The sequence below is a fragment of the Pseudomonas sp. BP8 genome (assembly GCF_017875955.1).
In the GTDB taxonomy this organism is placed as follows: domain Bacteria; phylum Pseudomonadota; class Gammaproteobacteria; order Pseudomonadales; family Pseudomonadaceae; genus Aquipseudomonas.
Window position 1 is genome coordinate 1,016,652 of sequence record NZ_JAGINK010000001.1, and the last position, 20,979, is coordinate 1,037,630.

Annotated in this window: 18 protein-coding genes and 1 riboswitch; of the genes, 7 read left to right on the forward strand and 11 right to left on the reverse strand. The window is 63.1% G+C overall.

The features are described 5' to 3' along the window. Positions 1-175 precede the first annotated feature (175 nt). From J3B00_RS04470 to ahcY, 4 genes are all read right to left on the reverse strand, one after another. Entirely contained in the window at positions 176-2,077 is a 1,902-nt protein-coding gene (locus J3B00_RS04470) for a DEAD/DEAH box helicase (protein WP_209864529.1), read from the reverse strand. A gap of 221 nt (positions 2,078-2,298) precedes the next feature. Further along, the gene (locus tag J3B00_RS04475; protein WP_209864532.1) at positions 2,299-3,087 is read right to left on the reverse strand and encodes a transporter substrate-binding domain-containing protein; all 789 of its coding nucleotides are present in this window, start codon (positions 3,085-3,087) and stop codon (positions 2,299-2,301) included. 141 nt (positions 3,088-3,228) lie between these two features. After that, complete coding sequence (metF, locus tag J3B00_RS04480; protein WP_209864535.1) at positions 3,229-4,074, reverse strand: methylenetetrahydrofolate reductase [NAD(P)H]; 846 nt, start codon at positions 4,072-4,074, stop codon at positions 3,229-3,231. Positions 4,075-4,205: 131 nt separating this feature from the next. Next, positions 4,206-5,615, reverse strand: a complete 1,410-nt coding sequence (ahcY, locus tag J3B00_RS04485; RefSeq protein WP_209864538.1) for an adenosylhomocysteinase — start codon at positions 5,613-5,615, stop codon at positions 4,206-4,208. A 21-nt stretch (positions 5,616-5,636) separates the two neighbouring features. Next, a riboswitch (S-adenosyl-L-homocysteine riboswitch) is annotated at positions 5,637-5,732 on the reverse strand. A 177-nt stretch (positions 5,733-5,909) separates the two neighbouring features. Here ahcY and J3B00_RS04490 point away from each other — a divergent pair. Further along, positions 5,910-6,311: a hotdog domain-containing protein gene (locus J3B00_RS04490; RefSeq protein ID WP_209864541.1), complete on the forward strand. Its 402-nt coding sequence runs from the start codon at positions 5,910-5,912 to the stop codon at positions 6,309-6,311. 35 nt (positions 6,312-6,346) lie between these two features. On the opposite strand, the gene J3B00_RS04495 is transcribed toward J3B00_RS04490, so the two are convergent. Beyond that, positions 6,347-7,582 carry a sodium:proton antiporter gene (locus J3B00_RS04495; RefSeq protein ID WP_209864544.1) on the reverse strand — a complete coding sequence of 412 codons (1,236 nt, stop codon included), beginning with the start codon at positions 7,580-7,582 and terminating at the stop codon, positions 6,347-6,349. Positions 7,583-7,801: 219 nt separating this feature from the next. Here J3B00_RS04495 and J3B00_RS04500 point away from each other — a divergent pair, with 219 nt between their 5' ends. Beyond that, positions 7,802-8,635, forward strand: a complete 834-nt coding sequence (locus J3B00_RS04500) for a DMT family transporter (RefSeq protein WP_209864547.1) — start codon at positions 7,802-7,804, stop codon at positions 8,633-8,635. 31 nt (positions 8,636-8,666) lie between these two features. Next, on the forward strand, positions 8,667-9,053 hold the full coding sequence (locus tag J3B00_RS04505; protein ID WP_209864550.1) for an MAPEG family protein: 387 nt from the start codon (positions 8,667-8,669) through the stop codon (positions 9,051-9,053). Positions 9,054-9,145: 92 nt separating this feature from the next. On the opposite strand, the gene J3B00_RS04510 is transcribed toward J3B00_RS04505, so the two are convergent. Further along, positions 9,146-10,297, reverse strand: a complete 1,152-nt coding sequence (locus J3B00_RS04510) for a murein transglycosylase A (RefSeq protein WP_209864553.1) — start codon at positions 10,295-10,297, stop codon at positions 9,146-9,148. A 117-nt stretch (positions 10,298-10,414) separates the two neighbouring features. Here J3B00_RS04510 and J3B00_RS04515 point away from each other — a divergent pair, with 117 nt between their 5' ends. Next, complete coding sequence (locus J3B00_RS04515) at positions 10,415-10,861, forward strand: cytochrome c (RefSeq protein ID WP_209874594.1); 447 nt, start codon at positions 10,415-10,417, stop codon at positions 10,859-10,861. 44 nt (positions 10,862-10,905) lie between these two features. Here J3B00_RS04515 and J3B00_RS04520 read toward each other — a convergent pair whose 3' ends face one another. The 5 genes from J3B00_RS04520 to J3B00_RS04540 form a co-directional block, all read right to left on the reverse strand. Beyond that, on the reverse strand, positions 10,906-11,304 hold the full coding sequence (locus J3B00_RS04520) for a DUF1090 domain-containing protein (protein WP_209864556.1): 399 nt from the start codon (positions 11,302-11,304) through the stop codon (positions 10,906-10,908). Between the two features lie 140 nt (positions 11,305-11,444). Continuing rightward, complete coding sequence (locus J3B00_RS04525; protein WP_209864559.1) at positions 11,445-11,840, reverse strand: DUF1090 domain-containing protein; 396 nt, start codon at positions 11,838-11,840, stop codon at positions 11,445-11,447. Between the two features lie 59 nt (positions 11,841-11,899). Further along, entirely contained in the window at positions 11,900-13,573 is a 1,674-nt protein-coding gene (gene ligB / locus J3B00_RS04530) for an NAD-dependent DNA ligase LigB (RefSeq protein WP_209864562.1), read from the reverse strand. Between the two features lie 533 nt (positions 13,574-14,106). Continuing rightward, positions 14,107-15,297, reverse strand: coding sequence for a methionine adenosyltransferase (metK, locus tag J3B00_RS04535; protein WP_209864564.1), 1,191 nt, complete (start codon positions 15,295-15,297; stop codon positions 14,107-14,109). A 19-nt stretch (positions 15,298-15,316) separates the two neighbouring features. Further along, positions 15,317-16,312, reverse strand: coding sequence for a metalloregulator ArsR/SmtB family transcription factor (locus J3B00_RS04540; protein ID WP_209864568.1), 996 nt, complete (start codon positions 16,310-16,312; stop codon positions 15,317-15,319). A gap of 253 nt (positions 16,313-16,565) precedes the next feature. Here J3B00_RS04540 and tkt point away from each other — a divergent pair, with 253 nt between their 5' ends. From tkt to J3B00_RS04555, 3 genes are all read left to right on the forward strand, one after another. Further along, positions 16,566-18,563 carry a transketolase gene (tkt, locus tag J3B00_RS04545; protein WP_209864571.1) on the forward strand — a complete coding sequence of 666 codons (1,998 nt, stop codon included), beginning with the start codon at positions 16,566-16,568 and terminating at the stop codon, positions 18,561-18,563. A 176-nt stretch (positions 18,564-18,739) separates the two neighbouring features. Beyond that, a complete protein-coding gene (gene epd / locus J3B00_RS04550) occupies positions 18,740-19,801 on the forward strand; it encodes an erythrose-4-phosphate dehydrogenase (RefSeq protein ID WP_209864584.1) in 1,062 nt (353 codons plus the stop codon). Positions 19,802-19,813: 12 nt separating this feature from the next. Further along, positions 19,814-20,977 carry a phosphoglycerate kinase gene (locus tag J3B00_RS04555; protein ID WP_209864586.1) on the forward strand — a complete coding sequence of 388 codons (1,164 nt, stop codon included), beginning with the start codon at positions 19,814-19,816 and terminating at the stop codon, positions 20,975-20,977. Positions 20,978-20,979 lie beyond the last annotated feature (2 nt).

A 20,979-nucleotide genomic window follows, 5' to 3' on the forward strand; every position in this document is an offset into this window, starting at 1 on the left:
GGTTGGCCTCTTCGCGGGGCAAGCTCGCTCCTACAGGGGCCAGGTCGATCACCTGTTTTGTGATCACTCAGAACCTGTAGGAGCGGGCTTGCCCCGCGAAAAACGCACCACCGATTCAAGCCCCAATGAAAAAGCCGCCCATTCGGGCGGCTTTTTCATGTCTGCAAACGCGTAATCAGCGATTACGGGTCAGCAGTGCCGGGCGTTCGCCACGTGGGCGGCTCGGCAGATCGTCCAATTGCTCTGGCGTTGGGTAACGGTCGAGCTTGGATTCCTTGCGGATGATCACCGGCTGGCTTTGCGATTCGCGCGGGTTGCGCACTGCCGGTTCCTGGCGGGCGCTGTCATCACGGCCGGCCGAGCGGTTACGGCCCGGGTTGCCGTCACGACGACCCCCACCGTTGTTGCTGCGCGGACGCTTCTCGCCCGAGCCTGCGCCCGAACCCTGGCGCGGCTGGCCGTTGTTGCTGCGGCCCTGGTTCGGGGCACCGCCGCCAGCAGCGCGCGGTGCGCTGCCCTGCGGCTGACCCTGGCCGGCAGTAGCGCCAGGACGACGATTGCGGCCCTGGTTCTTGGCGTTCTGGTAAGGGCTGACGTAGTCGGCGCGGTTACCGAAGTTGTCGACCTCATCGTCAAGGAACACTTCCGGGTCACGGTTGCCGGAGGCTTCACGCTTCTCGCCCTGAGCGGCCTGCTGCTGACGTGGCTTGTTGTCACGTGGCTTGCGCGGCTGCTGTTGCGGCTTGTCGCCAGCCTTTTTCTCGGCAGGCTTGTCAGCGGCGGGTTGCTTGGCCTTGCCTTTGTCCTTTCCCTTATCCTTGCGACCGCCGTTGCTGTCTTTGCTGGCGTCGCCACGCGGCTGGTTACGGCCACCGCGGCCAGTGCCTTGCGGACGCTCACGCACTTCCGGCTTCTCGGCTTCAACCTGGCTGGCATCAAAGCCCATCAGGTCGCCATCCTGAATCTTCTGGCGAGTGACGCGCTCGATGCTCTTGAGCAGCTTCTCTTCATCTGGGGCAACCAGCGAGATGGCCTCGCCCGAGCGACCGGCACGGCCGGTACGACCGATGCGGTGAACGTAGTCTTCCTCAACGTTCGGCAGCTCGAAGTTGACCACGTGCGGCAGCTGGTCGATGTCCAGGCCACGCGCAGCAATGTCGGTGGCAACCAGGATGCGTACGGTGTTGGCCTTGAAGTCGGCCAGGGCCTTGGTGCGCGCGTTCTGGCTCTTGTTGCCGTGGATCGCGGCAGCCGGCAGGCCGTGCTTCTCGAGGTACTCGGCAAGGCGGTTGGCGCCGTGCTTGGTACGGGTGAACACCAGTACCTGTTCCCAGGCACCGAGGGTGATCAGGTGCGCCAGCAGAGCACGCTTGTGGCTGGCCGGCAGGCGATAGACGCGCTGCTCGATACGCTCGACGGTGGTGTTCGGCGGCGTGACCTCGATGCGCTCGGGGTTGTGCAGGAGCTTGTCGGCGAGGTCGGTGATGTCTTTGGAGAAGGTCGCCGAGAACAGCAGGTTCTGGCGCTTGGACGGCAGCCGCGCAAGGACCTTCTTGACGTCATGGATGAAGCCCATGTCGAGCATGCGGTCGGCTTCATCGAGTACCAGGATCTCGACATGCGAGAGGTCGACCTTGCCTTGGCCGGCCAGGTCGAGCAGGCGACCCGGGCACGCCACGAGGACGTCGACGCCCTTGGCCATGGCCTGGACCTGCGGGTTCATGCCAACGCCACCGAAGATGCAGGTGCTGACCAGGCTCAGGTCACGGGCGTAGACCTTGAAGCTGTCGTGCACCTGTGCGGCCAGTTCGCGGGTTGGCGTCAGGACCAGTACGCGGGGTTGACGCGGGCCGTGACGCTGGGATTTATCCGGGTGGCCACCCGGGAACAGGCGCTCGAGGATTGGCAGGGCGAAGCCGCCGGTTTTACCTGTACCTGTCTGTGCGGCGACCATCAGGTCGCGACCTTGCAACACGGCGGGAATGGCCCGCTGTTGCACCGGGGTGGGCTGGGTATAGCCCGCTGCCTCGATAGCGCGGACAAGTGCCTCGGAGAGACCGAGGGAAGCAAAGGACATGGGCAATCCTGTTCTCGTGGGGGCTAGGCCCTATGGGGTGATCTGCCTGGCGCGACGGGCATCTGAGGGATGCGATCGCGTCCGGTCCAGCTTGGCGTTCACTGCGCATCCGGGAGGCGGCGGGTAGGCACTTATGGAGTGCATTGCCACCGATCGAGATGCCTGTTGCGAGGCCGAGCGTCCGGGCGTGAGCCTGGCGGGAAGGCCCGAGTATAACAGAGCTATCGCGGCGTGCTGCTTTCCTGCTGCTCAACGGCTTCAGGAATGTGCCCAGCTGGTGGCTGATGGCGCGCAATGAGGGCGGCATAGGCGGGTTCTTGCTTGAAATGGCGCAGTTCGTCGGCGAACGCGCGCGCCAGTTTGTCGCGCCCAGGTTTGCGTACCAAACCCAGAAACTGCTGGTCGCGGCTGACTACCAGCGGCTGTTCTTCGACCTGGCCCACCAGCCCAAGCCGTTGCTGCAGGTGTCGGCTCACCCGCCGGTCGGTCACCAGCAGGTCGATTCGGTCAAGCATCAGCTTGCCGAAGTTGGCCTCATGGGTGGGACCAGGCTCACGCCTGAAGAGCGGCGACTGGTTGAATGCCGAGCCGTAGTTGTAGCCCGGTGAAATGCCGACGGACAGGCCTTTGAGGTCTTCCAGGCGCTGGACAGGCGGGCGCTGGCTGCGCTTGCGCACGAGGACGAACTCGACAGTGGACAAGGGCTCGTCGGGGAAGACCATGAACACGTTGCGTGCCTCGCTCTGGAAAATGTCCAGAACGCCGTCGGCCAAGCCTTGTTCAACCATTGCCAGACAGCGCTTCCAAGGCAGGAACTGCCAGTCGACTTCAACGCCCAGGCGCTGGAAAACCGCTTCTGCGACTTCGTAGTCGAGGCCTTTGGGTTGGCCGTTTTCCTGATACAGATAGGGCGCCCAATCGTCGCTGACCAGGCGCAGACGTTCGGCTTGAGCAAGCGGGCTCAGGCAGGTCAGTAGCAGCAGGCAGAGGGTCAGGGTGAGGCGCGGCATGGCGTGAGAGTACGCCGTCCGTCAGGTGCTGAGAAGTGAAGCGGGGTGGTGCAAATGTATTTTTTTGTACAGGCCAGGGCCGTTTGCTGGCCCTGGCAAACTGCTGCCTTGAGGCCGTAAGGGCCCCAAGGACTTGATGCGCTAGCGCGGCAGCTTCAGGTTGTTCCAGATTGCCAGGCTCGGTTCGGCCTGGTTCAGGGTGTAGAAGTGCAGGCCCGGTGCGCCGCCTTGCAGCAGTTGCTCGCACATGCGGCTGATCACTTCTTCGCCGAAGGCCTGGATGCTGGCGGTGTCGTCGCCATAGGCTTCCAGCTGCTTGCGGATCCAGCGCGGCAGCTCGGCACCACAGGCATCGGAGAAGCGCGCCAGCTTGCTGTAGTTGGTGATCGGCATGATGCCGGGCACTACCGGGATGTCGACGCCCATCTTCTGCACGCGATCGACAAAGTAGAAATAGCTGTCGGCGTTGAAGAAGTACTGGGTGATGGCGCTGTCGGCACCGGCCTTGACCTTGTGCACGAAGTTGGCCAGGTCGGCCTCGAAGTTCTGCGCCTGGGGATGCATCTCAGGGTAGGCAGCGACTTCCAGGTGGAAGTGGTCGCCACTCTCCTGGCGAATGAACTCGACCAGGTCGCTGGCGTAACGCAGTTCACCCGAGGCCATGCCCATGCCGGACGGCAGGTCGCCACGCAGGGCGACGATGCGCTTGATCCCGGCGGCTTTGTACTCGTCGAGCAGTGCGCGCAGGTCAGCCTTGGTGTCGCCGACGCACGACAGGTGCGGGGCGGCGGCGACCTTCACTTCGCTCTCCAGCTGCAGCACGGTGTTCAGCGTGCGGTCGCGGGTCGAGCCACCGGCACCGTAGGTGCAGGAGAAGAAATCGGGGTTGTAGGTGGCCAGCTGGCGGGCTACGCCCATCAGCTTTTCATGACCGGCTTCGGTCTTGGTCGGGAAGAATTCGAAACTGTAACGGCGTTCTTGGGACATCTTTCAATCCTCAGCGGCAAGCTCAGGGCTGCGCGCTGCAAGTAAAAGCCAGGGCGGTGTGGGCCGGCCTGGCTTGGGCATCTTTCAAGATCCGTACTGCGAGCGCCACGCGGACGCTCGCAGCCAGCCGCTTAGTAGCGGTAGGCGTCCGGCTTGAACGGGCCTTCGACAGTCACGCCGATGTACTCGGCCTGCTGGGTGGTCAGTTGGGTGACGACGCCGCCGAAGCCGCGGACCATTTCCAGGGCCACTTCTTCGTCAAGCTTCTTCGGCAGTACTTCGACAGTCAGGCGCTCGGCTTTCTGTGCTGGCGACAGGTCGGCGTACTTCTGCTCGAACAGGAAGATCTGCGCCAGTACCTGGTTGGCGAACGAGCCGTCCATGATCCGGCTTGGGTGGCCAGTGGCGTTGCCCAGGTTGACCAGACGGCCTTCGGCCAGCAGGATCAGGTAGTCGTCGTTCTGCGGATCGAAGTCGCCAGCGCCGGTACGGTGGATCTTGTGTACCTGCGGCTTGACCTCTTCCCATGCCCAGTTCTTGCGCATGAAGGCGGTGTCGATCTCGTTGTCGAAGTGACCGATGTTGCACACCACGGCGCGCTTCTTCAGGGCCTTGAGCATGTTGGCGTCGCAGACGTTGACGTTACCGGTAGTGGTGACGATCAGGTCGATTTTGCCCAGCAGGGCCTTGTCGATGCTTGCTTCAGTGCCGTTGTTGATACCGTCGATGAACGGCGAGACCAGCTCGAAGCCGTCCATGCAGGCCTGCATGGCGCAGATCGGGTCAACTTCGGAAACCTTGACGATCATGCCTTCCTGACGCAGCGACTGGGCCGAACCCTTGCCCACGTCGCCGTAACCGATGACCAGCGCCTGCTTGCCCGACAGCAGGTGGTCGGTGCCGCGCTTGATGGCGTCGTTGAGGCTATGACGGCAGCCGTACTTGTTGTCGTTCTTGCTCTTGGTGACCGAGTCGTTGACGTTGATCGCCGGGACTTTCAGCTCGCCCTTGGCCAGCATGTCGAGCAGACGGTGGACGCCGGTGGTGGTCTCTTCGGTGACGCCGTGGACGCGATCCAGAACCTGTGGGTACTTGTCGTGCAGCAGCTGGGTCAGGTCGCCGCCGTCGTCGAGGATCATGTTGGCGTCCCATGGCTGGCCATCCTTGAGGATGGTCTGCTCCAGGCACCACTCGTACTCTTGCTCGGTTTCACCTTTCCAGGCGAACACCGGGATACCGGCAGCGGCGATCGAGGCAGCGGCCTGGTCCTGGGTGGAGAAGATGTTGCAGGACGACCAGCGCACTTCGGCACCCAGGGCAACCAGGGTTTCGATCAGCACGGCAGTCTGGATGGTCATGTGGATGCAGCCGAGAATCTTCGCACCTTTGAGCGGTTGCTCTTCGAGGTACTTGCGACGCAGGCCCATCAGTGCCGGCATTTCCGATTCGGCGATGATGGTTTCGCGACGGCCCCAGGCGGCCAGGGAGATGTCAGCGACTTTGAAATCGGTAAAACCAGCAGGCGTGTTTACAGCGCTCATGAAGAGCCTCCATTCGTAGTGTGCGAATGGGCGCCGTTGTGCGTTGAGCGTCCGCATGGCGGACAACGCCCCAACCGAGCCTGACAGGTCGAGCCTGCTGCAGCGCCCCTCGGATGGGTGGCGGGCATGGCACCGCGGCGGGTGGCCATGTAAAACGTTGGCGATTATAGCCGTGAGCTGGCTCGAGCCCAAGGTTTTCTGTCGATTAATCGAGACGATAGTCGATCATCAATGGAGACCAGCGGCAGGCTCTGCCATCATGGCTGTACGTAAGCCAAGCTGGTAGGAGCAAAGATGAACTTCCACACCCGCAAGTGGGTTAAACCCGAAGACCTCAACCCCAACGGCACACTGTTCGGTGGCAGCCTGCTGCGCTGGATCGATGAAGAGGCGGCGATCTACGCCATTGTCCAGCTGGGCAACCAGCGCGTGGTGACCAAGTACATCTCGGAGATCAACTTCGTCAGTGCCTCGCGCCAGGGCGACATCATCGAGCTGGGTATCACCGCGACCGAGTTCGGCCGCACCTCGATCACCCTCAAGTGTGAAGTGCGCAACAAGATCACCCGCAAGAGCATCCTCACGGTCGACAAGATGGTCTTCGTCAACCTCGGCGACGATGGCCTGCCGGCCGCCCATGGGCGGACCGAGATCAAGTACGTGTCGGATCAGTTTCCCGACAGCGCCGTCGAGTAACTGATGGGTTGGGGGCGCATCGCGCCCCCAACGCGTCAAGGCTGGGCAGTCACCCCGCGCACCACGCGGCCAATGCTCAAGCCCTGGATCAGGATCGACGCCAGCACCACGATGTAGGTGATCGACAGCAGCAGGTCGCGCTCTTCCCCCACTGGCAGCGACAGCGCCAGGGCCACCGACACCCCGCCACGCAAGCCTCCCCAGGTCAGCACCCGGATGGTCCCCTGCGGCACACTGCGCCAGCGTCGCAGCAAGACGATGGCCGGTGCCACGGTCAGCAGTCGCGACATCAGGACCGCCACCGCCAGTACCCCGCCCGCCGCCAGGTGCAGCCAGTTGAACGGCAGCAGCAACAGCTCCAGGCCGATCAGGGCGAACAGCAATGCGTTGAGCATGTCGTCGATCAATTCCCAGAAACCGTCCATGTAGCGCCGGGTCATGTCGTTCATCGCCAGGTTGCGCCCCAGGTTACCGATGATCAGGCCGGCCACGACCATGGCGATCGGCGCCGACACGTGCAGCTCGTAGCACATTGCCGAACCACCGATGACCAGCGCCAGGGTCAGCATGACCTCGACCTGGTACTGCTCGATGCTCTTGATCATGCGGTAGGTGGCATAGCCGATCAGGCCGCCGAAGGCGATGCCGCCGAGGGCCTCGCGGGCGAAAAGCATGGCCGTCTCGGAAACGCTCGGCGTTTCGCCCAGCTGGACGATGCCCAGCAGCACGGTGAACACCACCACCGCCGTGCCGTCGTTGAACAGCGACTCACCGACGATGGTGGTCTTCAGCGGTTTCGAGGCGTTGGCCGTACGCAGCGCGCCGAGCACCGCGATCGGGTCGGTCGGCGAGATCAGTGCGCCAAACAGCAGGCAGTAGATCAGGCTGACGTGCCAGCCGAACAGGGCGAAGATCCAGTGCGCGAGAAAGCCGATTACCACTGTGGCGATCAGCACGCCCAAGGTGGCCAGCAGGCCGATCGGCCAGCGGTAGCTGCGCAGGTCGCCGAGGTTGACGTGCAGAGCGCCGGCGAACAGCAGGAACGACAGCATCCAGTGCATCAGCAGATCGTTGAAGTCGATCTGGTTCATCAGGCCTTCGACACGTTCTTCCAGGCCAGGGAAGCCGATCAGGCTCAGGCACTGCAGTATCAAGGAGAACAATAGTGCGGTGACCATCACGCCGATAGCCGGCGGCAGGCCGATGAAGCGATAGTTGACGTAGGTAAGGAGGGTGGTCAGGCAGATAAAAGCGGCAACAAGTTCAAGCATCCCGAATCCTGTAAAGAGTGGCTTCCAAGTCGATACCCGAATCGCTCAGGCAGTTCTTTGATGGCCTGGCGATGGCTTCGGGACACACCCTATGACCGGAAATGTTGTAATCGTTCAAAAACTGGGGGCTGCGCAGCAGCCCAACAATCTCCCTGAACCCGCTATATTTGAGCCTTCACAAGCCAAAGGCCCAATCAGGCCTCCTGCAAGGATTCCCGTGTGTTGGCAACCACCCTGGTACTGGTCGCAGCCCTGCTGCATGCCACCTGGAACACCCTGATCAAGTTCAGCGGCGAGCGCCTCCTGGTGATCGCCAGCATGGACGCTGTCGCCCTGATCTTCGCCATCGGCGCTGTTGCCTTCACTGAATTCCCGCCCGGTGAAATCTGGCCCTGGCTGCTCGCCTCGGCGCTGGCCGAGCAGCTCTACCGGGTACTGTTGATCAAGGCCTATCGAGTCGGTGATCTAGGCCTGGTCTATCCTCTGATGCGCGGGCTATCGCCGCTGGTGGTGCTGGGCCTGACGCTGACCTTTGCCGGCGAGTCGCTGAGCCATCAGCAGATCATCGGCATCCTGTTGATCCCGTGCGGGATGGCCTGCCTGCTGTGGCAAGGCGGTGGCGGTGATCGGCTGCCGTGGTCGATGCTGCCGGTGGTGGCGCTGATCGGCCTGTGCATTGGTTGCTACACCTGGTTTGACGGCCAAGCGGTGCGGATGTGGGGCAAACCATGGGATTACCTGGTCTGGCTGACCCTGCTCAGCGCCTGGCCGTTCCCGTTGCTGGCCAGCGTGGCGCGTCGGGCGCCGTTTGCACTGTTCTGGCGGACGCAATGGCGGCTTGGCCTGGCGGTGGGGGTGTGCGTGTTGCTGAGTTACGCCCTGGTGCTGTGGGCGATGCACCTGGGGTCGGTGGCCGAGGCGGCGGCGCTGCGCGAGGTGAGTGTGATCCTCGTGGTGCTGCTGGGCATGCGCTACCTCAAAGAACCTTTTGGCGGGCCAAGGCTCTTAGCTTGCGGGCTGGTCCTGGCGGGCATGCTGGTGATGAAGCTCTGATCCCGATCATTTCGAACAAGGAGTCCTGTCCATGACCGTTGCCCTGTGGTGCATTCTGATTGCGCTGTTCCTGCCACCGCTGTGTGCCTTGATCGCCAAGGTCAGCAGCGGCCGCTTCGGCCTGGGGGCCAACCACGATCCACGTGCGTTTCTCGACAAGCTCGAAGGGTTGCCGCGGCGCGCGCATGCTGCGCAGTTGAATGGCTATGAGGCGTTTCCGGCGTTTGCAGCGGCAGTGCTGGTGGCGGATATCGTCGGCAATGCCGAGCAGGTGACCCAGGACGTACTGGGGGTGATGTACATCACCAGTCGCCTGCTCTACATCATCTGCTACCTGGCGGACTGGGCTGCACTGCGCTCGATCGTGTGGTTTGCCGGGCTGGCGCTGATCGTGGCGTTCTTCGTCATATCGGTCTGAATCAGCCTCGTCCTTTGCGCGGATAACCCGCCCCTGCAGGGTTCATTGCAGTCCCTGTGGGAACGGGTTCAGCCGCGAAAATTCTCCACCGTTCAGGGGACTTTCGGCACCTCTGGCAGCGCCGCGCCCTTCGGCCAGAGCAACCAGATCTGGCCTTGCTGCTTCATGTTGCCGGCCAACTCGCCTGCCGCTGTTCCGGTCCCCCAGAACAGGTCTGCACGCACCTCGCCGGTAATCGCCCCACCGGTGTCCTGCGCGCCGACTGGGCGCACTACCGGGCTGCCATCCGGCCGCGTGGTGGAGAGCCAGAGCAGGCTGCCCAGCGGAATCACCTTGCGGTCGATCGCCACGCTGTAACCTGCGGTCAGCGGCACGTTCAACGAGCCGCGCGGGCCTTCGTTGCTGTCCGGCCGTGCACTGAAGAACACGTAGCTGGGGTTGCTCGCGATCAGCTCCGGTACTCGCTGCGGGTTGGCTTCGGCCCAGGCATGAATAGCGCCCATGCTGACCTCTTCTTGCTTCAACTGCCCCTGCTCGATCAGCCAGCGGCCAATCGGCCGGTAGGGGTGGCCGTTCTGGTCAGCGTAACCCAGGCGCAGTTGACGACCATCTTCCAGTTGCACCCGGCCGGACCCCTGAATCTGCAGGAACTGCAAGTCCATCGGGTCGGTCAGCCAAGCCAGTATCGGCGCCTTGACGCCGTCACGGTAGATCGTCTCGGCGGTGTCATAGGGCTTGAGTACGCGGCCGTCGAGGCGTCCGCGCAGGCGCTTGCCCTTGAGCTCGGGGTAAACGCTGGCCAGGTCGACCACGATCATGTCTTCGGGGATCCCGTACACCGGCACCTGGGCGGTTGGCGTCTGCTTGAGGCTGCCAGGATAGACCGGCTCGTAATAGCCGGTGATCAACCCGTTGGCGCTGTTCTCGGCCGAGCGCAGCCCGTACACCTGCAGGTTCTGTTGCAGGAATCCGCGCGCTTGGGCAGGGTCGTCGGCAATGTGCTGGGCGGCCTCGCAGGTAGAGGCCCAGACCGGATCGCGCTTGAGCTTCTCGCAACCGTTGCGCCACGCCTGGAAACCGGCCAGCAGGTCGGCGTCGCTGACGCTGGGCAGGTCGTCCCAGGTGGCAGGGGCATAGGTGGCAATGGCGTGAGGTTCGGGCTTGGCGCTTTCGCCGCCGTTGCAGCCGGCCAGCAGGGCCAGGGCGGGGAAGGCCCAGGCGAGGTGGCGCAGAGCAAATGTCATGGCTGAATCCTTGAACGGGTGGCCGTTTACGGCTACCCCTGTTTTTCGTATGGGTATTGGTGTTTGTCGAGCAGGCGAGGATACTGTCGGCCCCATTCCGATGCCAATGTGACCGTGATGTTCAAATGTTTCACCGTGCTGCTGCTGGCCAGCCTGTCCCTGTTGGGCTGCGACCGGGTCGATCCTAACTCACCGCTGGGGCAGCGCAAGGCGATCTTCAAGGAGATGCTGAAAACCAGTGAGGACATGGGCGGCATGCTGCGCGGCCGATTGCCCTTCGATGCAGCTGGATTTGCCAAGGGGGCAGAGAAGCTCGACGGCCTGGCACATGCCCCATGGGAGCATTTTCCACAGGTGCAGGATCAAGGCGACAGCAGTGCCCGGGCCGACGTGTGGCAGCGTCAGGCGCGCTTTACGGATCTGGCACGACAGTTGGAAGGGGTGACCGGCGAGCTGCTACAGGTAAGCCGTAACCAGCCGCTGGAGGCGCAGCAGTTGCAGGTGCCGATGGATAAGGTGGAAGCCGCCTGCAAAGCTTGCCATGCCGAGTTTCGCAATCATTGAAGGCAAGAGCAGGCAAGCCTGCTCCTGGATGATTGCACTGGCGCTTACTTGTCGAGCTCGGCCTGCGCCTGCTCAAGCTCTGCTTCAGACTCGGCCAGCTTGTTCTTGCGCGTGGCAATCTTGTCAGCATCGCCCTTGGCCTCGGCTTGCTGCAGATCCGCCTGGCGCTCTGCGACTTCCGCCTTGGCCTTGTCGATCTTGGCCTGACGTTCGGCCTTCAGGCCCTCATCGGTGCAGTGTTCGGTGTTTTCCTTGAGCGCTTTTTCAAGCCCCCTGATCTGCCCCGAATTGTTCTGCGCGCGGGCTTGCGCCAGCTGATTCTCGATAGCGCTGCGCTTGGCTGCACACCCCGTCAGGCCGGGGCTGAGAATCTGCGCTGCCTGCAGTGTGCCTGCGGCGAGGCCGAGCACGCTCAGCAAGGCAAGTGAAGAAAACAGTTTCATGAGAGCCTCCTTTCGGGGCAAGGGTTGAGTGGGGTTGGGGCAATAGTGCTCGCAACCCGCGGCCAATTGAACCCATGCAGATAAATACGGCCTCTTGTTCAGAAAAATCTTACGCGCTTAAAGGACTATCTGGACTGACATCAACGCTCAAGGTCGTCTAGAGCAGCTTCCAGTTCCTTCTTCGACTCTGCCAGCTTGTCCTTGCGCTTGTTGATCTTCTCCGCGTCTCCTCGCTTCATGGCCTTGTCCAGGTCCTTGGTGCGCTTGTTCACTTCGTGGCGGGCATCGAGCACCTTTTGCTCACGCTCCTTGCGCAGGCTGGCATCGGTGCAATTGGCAGTGACTTCGCTCAGGGCCGTTTCCAGGCCGGCCTGCTGATGGCTGTTGCCATGGGCGCGGGCCTGTTCGATCTGTTCGCTGATGGCGTGTTTCTTGGCTGCGCAACCGGTCAGCCCGGGCTGCTGGTCGGCAGCCAGTGCGCTTTGGGCAGTCAGGCCAATCAAGGCGGACAGGGCAAGGGACGAGAGCAGTTTCATCGGGGACTCCATTCGGGGCAGGGCGGCGGAAAGGGAAATGCTGCCCTGATCCGGCAAATTTAGAAACCCTTGATTGCATGCAGGCGCAGTTGGTCGGCCAGGATCTGCAGCTCATCGTGGCTGAAAAAAGCCTGCAGTTGCGCGGCACGGCCACGCCCGACACCAGGCTCGGCCAACCATTGCTCGGTGTTTCTGGCGGCCAGGGTTTGCCAGTCTGGGCCCAGCGCGAGGCTTTTCGGCGCGGGCACGCCAAGCGCGCGTAGCCAGCGTTCGAAGGGCTGCTGGCGGGCCTGCTCGAACATGTGCAGGAGTTGATCGGCACGCGTTGCGCCAATCCCGGGCACTCGCAGCAATTGGCTACGGTCCAGGGCCAGCCAGTCGTCCAGATTGCTGACAACGCCGCTCTCGACCATTGCCGCCCAGCTTGCCGAGCCCAGCCGTGACATGCCCAGGCCTTGTTTGCCACTGAGCCAGTTCAGTCGCGCGACGAATTGCGGGCGACAGGCTTGGCTGTCCTGCCAGCAGCTGAGCGGGTGATGCTGTTCAGGGGCTGGTTGATTGACCGGTAAGCGCTCGGCGTTGCGCTGGACCACGCTGTCGAAACGGGGAATTGTCAGCCCCGCCAGGCTGATCGCCACCTGGTCTCCAGGGCGGATATCCAGTGCCTGCCAGCGCGCCAGCGAGCCCAGGCTGACCTGGCTGATGCGCCGATCATCCAGCAGCAGCGGTTGGACCAGCAGCAACGGCGTGATGCGCCCAGTGCGGCCAATGCTGAAACGTACGTCACGGACTTCGGCCAACGCCTGACGGAACGGGTATTTCCAGGCGGCGATCCAGTACGGGGCGTTGGCTTGCCAGCGCTCGGCGGGAGGCCGGCTGTCCTGACGCAGGATGACCCCGTCAGTGGCGAACGGCAGCGCCGAGCGGTACCAGTGCTGGCGCCAATGTGCGGCGTCGGCGTAGCTGGATATGGCAATGCTGTAGCGTTGGCTGTCGGCGAAACCCAGCGCCGCTAGCTGGGTCAGACGCTCGGCCTGGGAGGCTGGACCATTGGGCCAGTCCCAGACGAACAGCCCGACCTGCGCACCGTGCTCGGTGCCGAACTGCTTGCGTGCCATCAGGCCGGCGATGCTGCCGCGGGCGTTCAGCCCCCCGGCCGTGGCTTGCACATGCTGGTCGAGCCGCCAGTAGAGTTCGCCTTGCAGGACCAGGTCGTCTGGCCCGGGCAATTGGCGGGTGATGCCGGTGAGCGCGGCGATGTGCCGGCTCCAGTCATGACCCTGCACGCCATCGCCACGACTGAGCAGTTGCGCCAGCTGGCCTTGGCGAAAAATCAGCGAAACCGCCACACCGTCGACCTTGGGCTGGATCCAGACATTGTGTTTGCCGCGCAGCCAGCGGGTCACAGCTTGATCGTCGTGCAGCTTGGCGACGCCGGTGTGCGGCACGGGGTGGGGGATGGGGCCGCGCGCGGTTGCCAGTGGGTTGTCGTCGGTGGTGATGGCGAGGCAGGTGCGCAGGTGGTGCAAGCGTTGACGGCTCTGGTCGTAGATCTCGTCGGTTACCAGCGAAACGCCGAGGCGGTGGTAGTGGTCGTCCCACTGGGCCACGGTTTGCTGGAGTTGGCTGAGCTCGAGGCGGGCTTGTGCGGCGGGGGTGGGCGGGCAGGAGGCAGCGTGAGCTGTGGATAGACAGGCGAGTGTCAGAAGGCAGGCGAACAGCTTTAGCAACATGGCCAGCGTCCTTGCTTGGCGAGATGAGTGCTCAGCCTAGGTTGGTGCAGTTGAAGGTGCGGGTGAGAGTTGTCAGGTGATATGTCAATGGAATCGAGGGGGTGGGCTTATCCGTTAGATGTGGTGACTTTTTCTGGCCCCTTCCGCCCTTACGGCCAACCCTTTCAAGGTGTTCTGAAATTGCGCTTGGCGTGAGCTCGCCGGGGCCGCTGCGCGCCCCTTTCCGACCGGTCCGGCGCCCCGGCAAGGCCGCTCCCACATGGACGGCGCCGTGCAGTGACTTTCATGTATTGAACAAAAAATGGGCAACACTCCATCCTGTGGGAGCGGCCTTGCCGGGGCGCCGGACCGGTCGGAAAGGGCTGCGCAGCGGCCCCGGCGAGCTCAAGCCAAAGAAAAATTCAGAAAAATGCAGGCAGCCAGCCAAGCCAAGCCAAGCCAACAGATCATCTCCCCCCTACAATCCGCGAAGAACCAAAAAAAAGCCCCCACCGATCACTCGGCAGAGGCTTTCGTTTACCGCTGCAGAAAAATTACAGCCCGGCAGCATCACGCAGCGACTGGGCGCGGTCGGTGCGCTCCCAGGTGAAGGTGGTGAAGGTGTCGTCGCCGACCGTCTTCTGCTGCGGGGTACGGCCAAAGTGGCCGTAAGCTGCAGTCTCCTGGTACATCGGGTGGAGCAGGTCGAGCATGGTGGTGATGGCGTACGGACGCAGGTCGAAGCAATCACGCACCAACTGGACGATCTTGGCGTCGGAGATCTTGCCGGTGCCGAAGGTATTCAGCGAGATCGACGTCGGCTGGGCGACACCGATAGCGTAGGACACCTGGATCTCGCAACGCTCGGCCAAACCAGCGGCAACGATGTTCTTGGCCACGTAACGACCCGCGTAGGCCGCCGAACGGTCGACCTTGGATGGGTCCTTGCCGGAAAACGCGCCACCACCGTGACGGGCCATGCCGCCGTAGGAGTCGACGATGATCTTGCGACCGGTCAGGCCACAGTCACCCACCGGGCCGCCAATGATGAACTGGCCAGTCGGGTTGATGTGGAACTGGGTGTCCTTGTGCAGCAGTTCGGCCGGCAGGGTGTGCTTGACGATCAGCTCCATCACCGCTTCCTGCAGGTCTTTTTGCGACACTTCAGGGTTGTGCTGGGTCGACAGGACGACGGCGTCGATGCCTACCACCTTGCCGCCTTCGTAGCGGCAGGTGACCTGCGACTTGGCATCCGGACGCAGCCATGGCAGCAGGCCGGACTTGCGCGCTTCGGCCTGGCGCTCGACCAGGCGGTGCGAGAAGCAGATCGGCGCCGGCATCAGTACGTCGGTTTCGTTGCTGGCATAGCCGAACATCAGGCCCTGGTCGCCAGCGCCCTGGTCTTCCGGCTTGCTGCGGTCAACGCCCTGGGCGATGTCCACCGACTGCTTGCCGATGATGTTCATCACCGCGCAGGTGGCACCGTCGAAGCCGACGTCGGAGCTGTCGTAGCCGATGTCGATAATGACCTTGCGGACGATTTCTTCGAGGTCGACCCAGGCCGACGTGCTGACTTCGCCAGCGATGATGGCGACACCGGTCTTGACCAGGGTTTCACACGCAACGCGGGCGAATTTGTCCTGGGTGATGATGGCGTCCAGGACCGCATCCGAAATCTGGTCGGCGATCTTGTCCGGATGCCCTTCAGACACGGACTCGGAGGTGAAAAGGGAGTATTCGCTCATCTCGACGGGTTCCTAAAATTTACCGATGTTGAGTGTCGCCAGCCGTCCGCTGGAAATGCCGGACCTGAATCTGGAAACCGTTACGCAAGCCCACATAGAGGCTGTCGCCGGGCGCCAGCCCTGCCACCCGGGCCCAACGGGCCAGGTCATCCTGCTCGAAGCCCAGCCAGAGGTCGCCGCAGGCATCCCGCGCCCAACTCTGATCATGGCTGCACAGCTCGGTGACCAGCAGGCTACCGCCTGCCTTTACCCGTTTGGCCAACAGGCGCAGGGCCAGGGCCGGATCGCTGAAATGGTGCAGGACCATGTTCAGCACTACGCAGTCGGCTTCCACATCCGTTGCACTCAGTGCATCGGCCAACTGCAGGTTTACGTTATTCAAGCCTTCGCGCTCGCAGACCTGACGGGCCAGCTCGAGCATGGTCGGGCTGTTGTCCATGGCCGTGACGCGGGCAAAACGCCGGGCCAGGTCAGGCAGAAAACCGCCGTCGCCGGGGCCGACTTCCAGTGCGCTGGCGGCAGGCTCGAAGCTCAGCTTGTCGAGCAGCGCCAGCAAGCTTTCGCGGTACTGCGGCAAGCCGGCGATGAGGTCCTGCTGGGCGCGGAATTTTTCTTCCACACGCAGGAAAAAGTCCTGGCTGGTGGCCGCGCGGCGCTGCTGGACCACGGCGATGCGCGCTTGCACATCGTCGGACAGGGCCAGGTCGTCGACCTCTTCGAGCAGCGCCGTATGCAGGCGGCCGCCCGGGCGCAGGCTGTCGGGCAGGGCGCGGCGATAGAAAATGGCATTGCCTTCACGCCGTGTCGCCACCAGCTCGGCCTGGGCCAGCACCTTGAGGTGGTGGCTCATGCCCGACTGACCGATACCGAAGATCTGTGCCAGTTCCAGCACGCCGAACGAATCGCTGGCCAAGGCGCGCAATACATTCAGGCGCAACTCGTCGCCGCCGGCTTTGCACAAGGCTGCCAGCTCGTCGCTTCGCTGAAGGGGAATGGACTGCGCACGTAGGTTCATGACGCGGCAGTCTAGACAGGCATCGTTGCCCTCGCAATAGCAATATCAAAAAGTTTTGATATTGCTGATGAGCTGCAAGTTTCAAGCTATTAGCCGCAGGCGCTGAGCGTGCCACTGATCTGCTTTTTCTTACCACTTGCAGCGTATTGCTTGAAGCTCTGGAAATCCGTCATTGCCCCCGGGGCGCCTGTGGGCGAAAATGGTCGCCTTTTTGCGCTTCATTACTTATTCAAGCCCCCCAGGAGACTTAGCGATGCCCAGCCGTCGTGATCGTGCCAACGCCATTCGTGCCCTCAGCATGGATGCCGTGCAAAAGGCTAACAGCGGCCACCCAGGTGCCCCCATGGGCATGGCGGATATCGCCGAAGTACTGTGGCGCGACTACCTGAAGCACAACCCGAGCAACCCGAGCTTCGCCGACCGTGACCGCTTCGTGCTGTCCAACGGCCATGGCTCGATGCTGATCTATTCGCTGCTGCACCTGACCGGCTACGACCTGTCGATCGACGACCTCAAGGGCTTCCGTCAGCTGCACAGCCGTACCCCGGGCCACCCGGAACTCGGCTACACCCCAGGCGTCGAGACCACCACCGGCCCATTGGGCCAAGGCCTGGCCAACGCCGTTGGCTTCGCGCTGGCCGAGAAAGTCCTGAGCGCCCAGTTCAACCGTGACAGCCACAACATCGTCGACCACAACACTTATGTGTTCCTCGGCGATGGCTGCATGATGGAAGGCATCTCGCACGAAGTCGCTTCGCTGGCCGGCACCCTGGGCCTGAACAAGCTGATCGCCTTCTACGACGACAACGGCATTTCCATCGACGGCGAAGTGCACGGCTGGTTCACCGATAACACCCCGGCACGCTTCGAAGCCTACAACTGGCAGGTCATCCGCAACGTCGACGGCCACGATGCCGAAGAAATCAAGATGGCCATCGAGACCGCGCGCAAGAGCGACCGTCCGACCCTGATCTGCTGCAAGACCATCATCGGTTTCGGCTCGCCGAACAAGCAGGGCAAGGAAGACTGCCACGGCGCGCCGCTGGGCAATGACGAAATCGCCCTGGCCCGCAAAGAACTGAACTGGAACCACGGCCCGTTCGAAATCCCTGCCGACATCTATGCCGAGTGGGACGCCAAGGCCGCCGGTGCCAAGGCCGAAGCCGACTGGAACCAGCGCTTCGATGCCTACGCCAAGGCCTACCCGGAGCTGGCTGCCGAGTTCAAGCGCCGTGACAGCGGCGAGCTGCCGGCCGACTTCGCTGAAAAGGCCCAGGCCTACATCAATGAAGTCGCCGCCAAGGGTGAAACCATCGCCAGCCGCAAGGCCAGCCAGAACACCCTGAACGCCTTCGGCCCGCTGCTGCCCGAGTTCCTCGGTGGTTCGGCCGACCTCGCCGGCTCCAACCTTACCCTGTGGAAGGGCTGCAAGGGCGTCGAAGCCAACGATGCCAGCGGCAACTACGTGTTCTACGGCGTGCGTGAGTTCGGCATGACCGCGATCATGAACGGCGTTGCCCTGCACGGCGGCCTGGTGCCTTACGGCGCGACCTTCCTGATGTTCATGGAATACGCCCGTAATGCGGTGCGCATGTCGGCACTGATGAAGCAGCGCGTGATCCACGTCTACACCCACGACTCCATCGGCCTGGGCGAAGACGGCCCGACCCACCAGCCGATCGAGCAGCTGACCAGCCTGCGCAGCACGCCGAACCTGGACACCTGGCGCCCGGCCGATGCGGTCGAGTCGGCGGTGTCGTGGAAGTCTGCGCTGGAGCGCAAGGACGGCCCATCGGCGCTGATCTTCTCGCGGCAGAACCTGCAGCACCAGCACCGCGACGCTCAGCAGATCGCTGACATCGCGCGTGGTGGTTATGTGCTCAAGGACTGCGCTGGCGAGCCAGAACTGATCCTGATTGCCACCGGCTCCGAAGTCGGCCTGGCCGTGCAGGCGTTCGACAAGCTGACCGAGCAGGGCCGCAAGGTCCGCGTCGTGTCGATGCCGAGCACCAGCGTGTTCGATGCCCAGGACGCCGGTTACAAGCAGTCGGTGCTGCCGCTGGAAGTCGGTGCCCGCATCGCCATCGAAGCTGCCCATGCTGACTTCTGGTACAAGTACGTCGGCCTCGAAGGTCGCGTCATCGGCATGACCACCTACGGCGAGTCGGCGCCGGCCTCGGCGCTGTTCGAGGAGTTCGGCTTCACCCTGGAGAACATCCTGGGAACTGCTGAAGAGCTGCTGGAAGACTGATGAGAATGGGCGGGCAGCGATGCCCGCCCTGGTCGCGCAAGGGAGGGCGTTGCCCTCCATCGCGACACAAGGCCGCTCCCACAGGATCTGCGTTGCGCGGACGCTGTGGGAGCGGCCTTGTGTTGCGATGGGCTGCTCAGCGGCCCCAATAGCCATCATGTGTTAGCGAGTTTTGAATGCCCCACTCACGCCCCTACAAAGTTGCACTCAACGGTTATGGCCGCATCGGCCGCTGTGTCCTGCGCGCACTGGTCGAGCGTGGGGCGAAGGCTGGCTTCGAAATCGTCGCACTGAATGACCTGGCCGATCAGGCCAGCCTGGAATACCTGACACGCTTCGACTCCACCCACGGGCGTTTCCCCGGCGAGGTCAGGGTCGACGGCGATTGTCTGCATATCAATGGCGACTGCGTGCAGGTCTTGCGCAGCGCCACGCCCGAGGGCATCGACTGGGCCGCGCTGGACGTCGACCTGGTGCTGGAATGCTCCGGGGCCTATAACACCCGCGCCGATGGCCAGCGCTTCCTCGATGCCGGCGCGCCCCGGGTGCTGTTCTCGCAGCCGATGGCCAGCGAGGCCGACGTCGATGCGACGGTGGTCTACGGCATCAACCAGGATTGCCTGACCGGCGCCGAGCGACTGGTATCCAACGCCTCCTGCACCACCAACTGCGGCGTGCCGCTGTTGCGCGTGCTGGACCAGGCGTTCGGCATCGAATACGTGTCGATCACCACGATCCACTCGGCCATGAACGACCAGCCGGTGATCGACGCCTATCACCACGAGGATCTGCGTCGCACCCGTTCGGCGTTCCAGTCAGTGATTCCGGTGTCCACCGGCCTTGCCCGTGGCATCGAACGCCTGCTTCCGGAACTTGCCGGGCGAATTCAGGCCAAAGCCGTACGCGTGCCGACCGTCAACGTGTCGTGCCTGGACATCACCTTGCAGACCGCCCGCGACACCACGGCGGTCGAGGTCAATCAAATCCTCCGTGACGCCGCGCTGAGCGGCCCGCTGCAAGGCCTGCTGGCCTACACTGAGCTGCCGCACGCCAGCTGCGATTTCAACCATGACCCGCATTCGGCCATCGTCGATGCCAGCCAGACCCGCGTTTCCGGCCCTCGCCTGGTGAACCTGCTGGCATGGTTCGACAACGAATGGGGGTTCGCCAACCGCATGCTCGACGTTGCTGGTCATTACCTGCACGTCGTTCACCAAACCCGCATCAAACAGCCCTGAAGGACTGCATTCATGACCGTGTTGAAGATGACCGACCTCGACCTGCAAGGTAAGCGCGTACTGATTCGCGAAGACCTCAACGTGCCTGTCAAGGACGGTGTGGTAGCCAGCGATGCGCGTATCCTGGCTGCGCTGCCGACCATCAAGCTGGCCCTGGAAAAAGGTGCTGCGGTAATGGTCTGCTCGCATTTGGGTCGCCCGACCGAGGGCGAGTTCTCTGCCGAGAACAGCCTCAAGCCCGTTGCCGACTACCTGAGCAAGGCGCTGGGCCGCGACGTACCGCTGGTCGCCGACTACCTGGACGGCGTTCAGGTTCAGGCCGGTGAGCTGGTGCTGTTCGAGAACGTACGCTTCAACAAGGGCGAGAAGAAGAACGCCGATGAGCTGGCCCAGCAGTATGCTGCCCTCTGCGACGTGTTCGTCATGGACGCATTTGGCACCGCTCACCGTGCCGAAGGCTCGACCCACGGTGTCGCCAAGTTCGCCAAGATCGCTGCAGCGGGCCCGCTGCTGGCGGCCGAGCTGGACGCCCTGGGCAAGGCCCTGAAAGCCCCAGCCAAGCCGATGGCCGCCATTGTTGCCGGCTCCAAGGTGTCGACCAAGCTCGATGTGCTGAACAGCCTGAGCACGGTCTGCGACCTGCTGATCGTCGGTGGCGGCATTGCCAACACCTTCCTCGCCGCAGCCGGCCACAAAGTCGGCAAGTCGCTTTACGAGCCTGACCTGATCGACACTGCCAAGTCCATCGCAGCCAAGGTCGACGTACCGCTGCCGGTCGACGTGGTGGTAGCCAAGGAGTTCGCCGAGAGCGCCGTGGCAACCGTCAAGCTGATCGCTGACGTTGCTGACGATGACATGATCCTCGACATCGGTCCGCAAACCGCCGCGCAGTTCGCTGAGCGCCTGAAGTCGTCCAAGACCATCCTGTGGAACGGTCCGGTCGGCGTGTTCGAGTTCGACCAGTTCGGCAACGGCACCCAGGTACTGGCCAAGGCCATTGCCCAGAGCGAAGCCTTCTCCATTGCGGGCGGCGGCGATACCCTGGCGGCCATCGATAAATATGGCGTAGCCGGCGATATCTCCTACATTTCTACCGGTGGCGGCGCGTTCCTCGAGTTCGTCGAGGGCAAGGTCCTGCCCGCCGTGGAGATCCTGGAAGCGCGAGCCAAGGCCTGAGC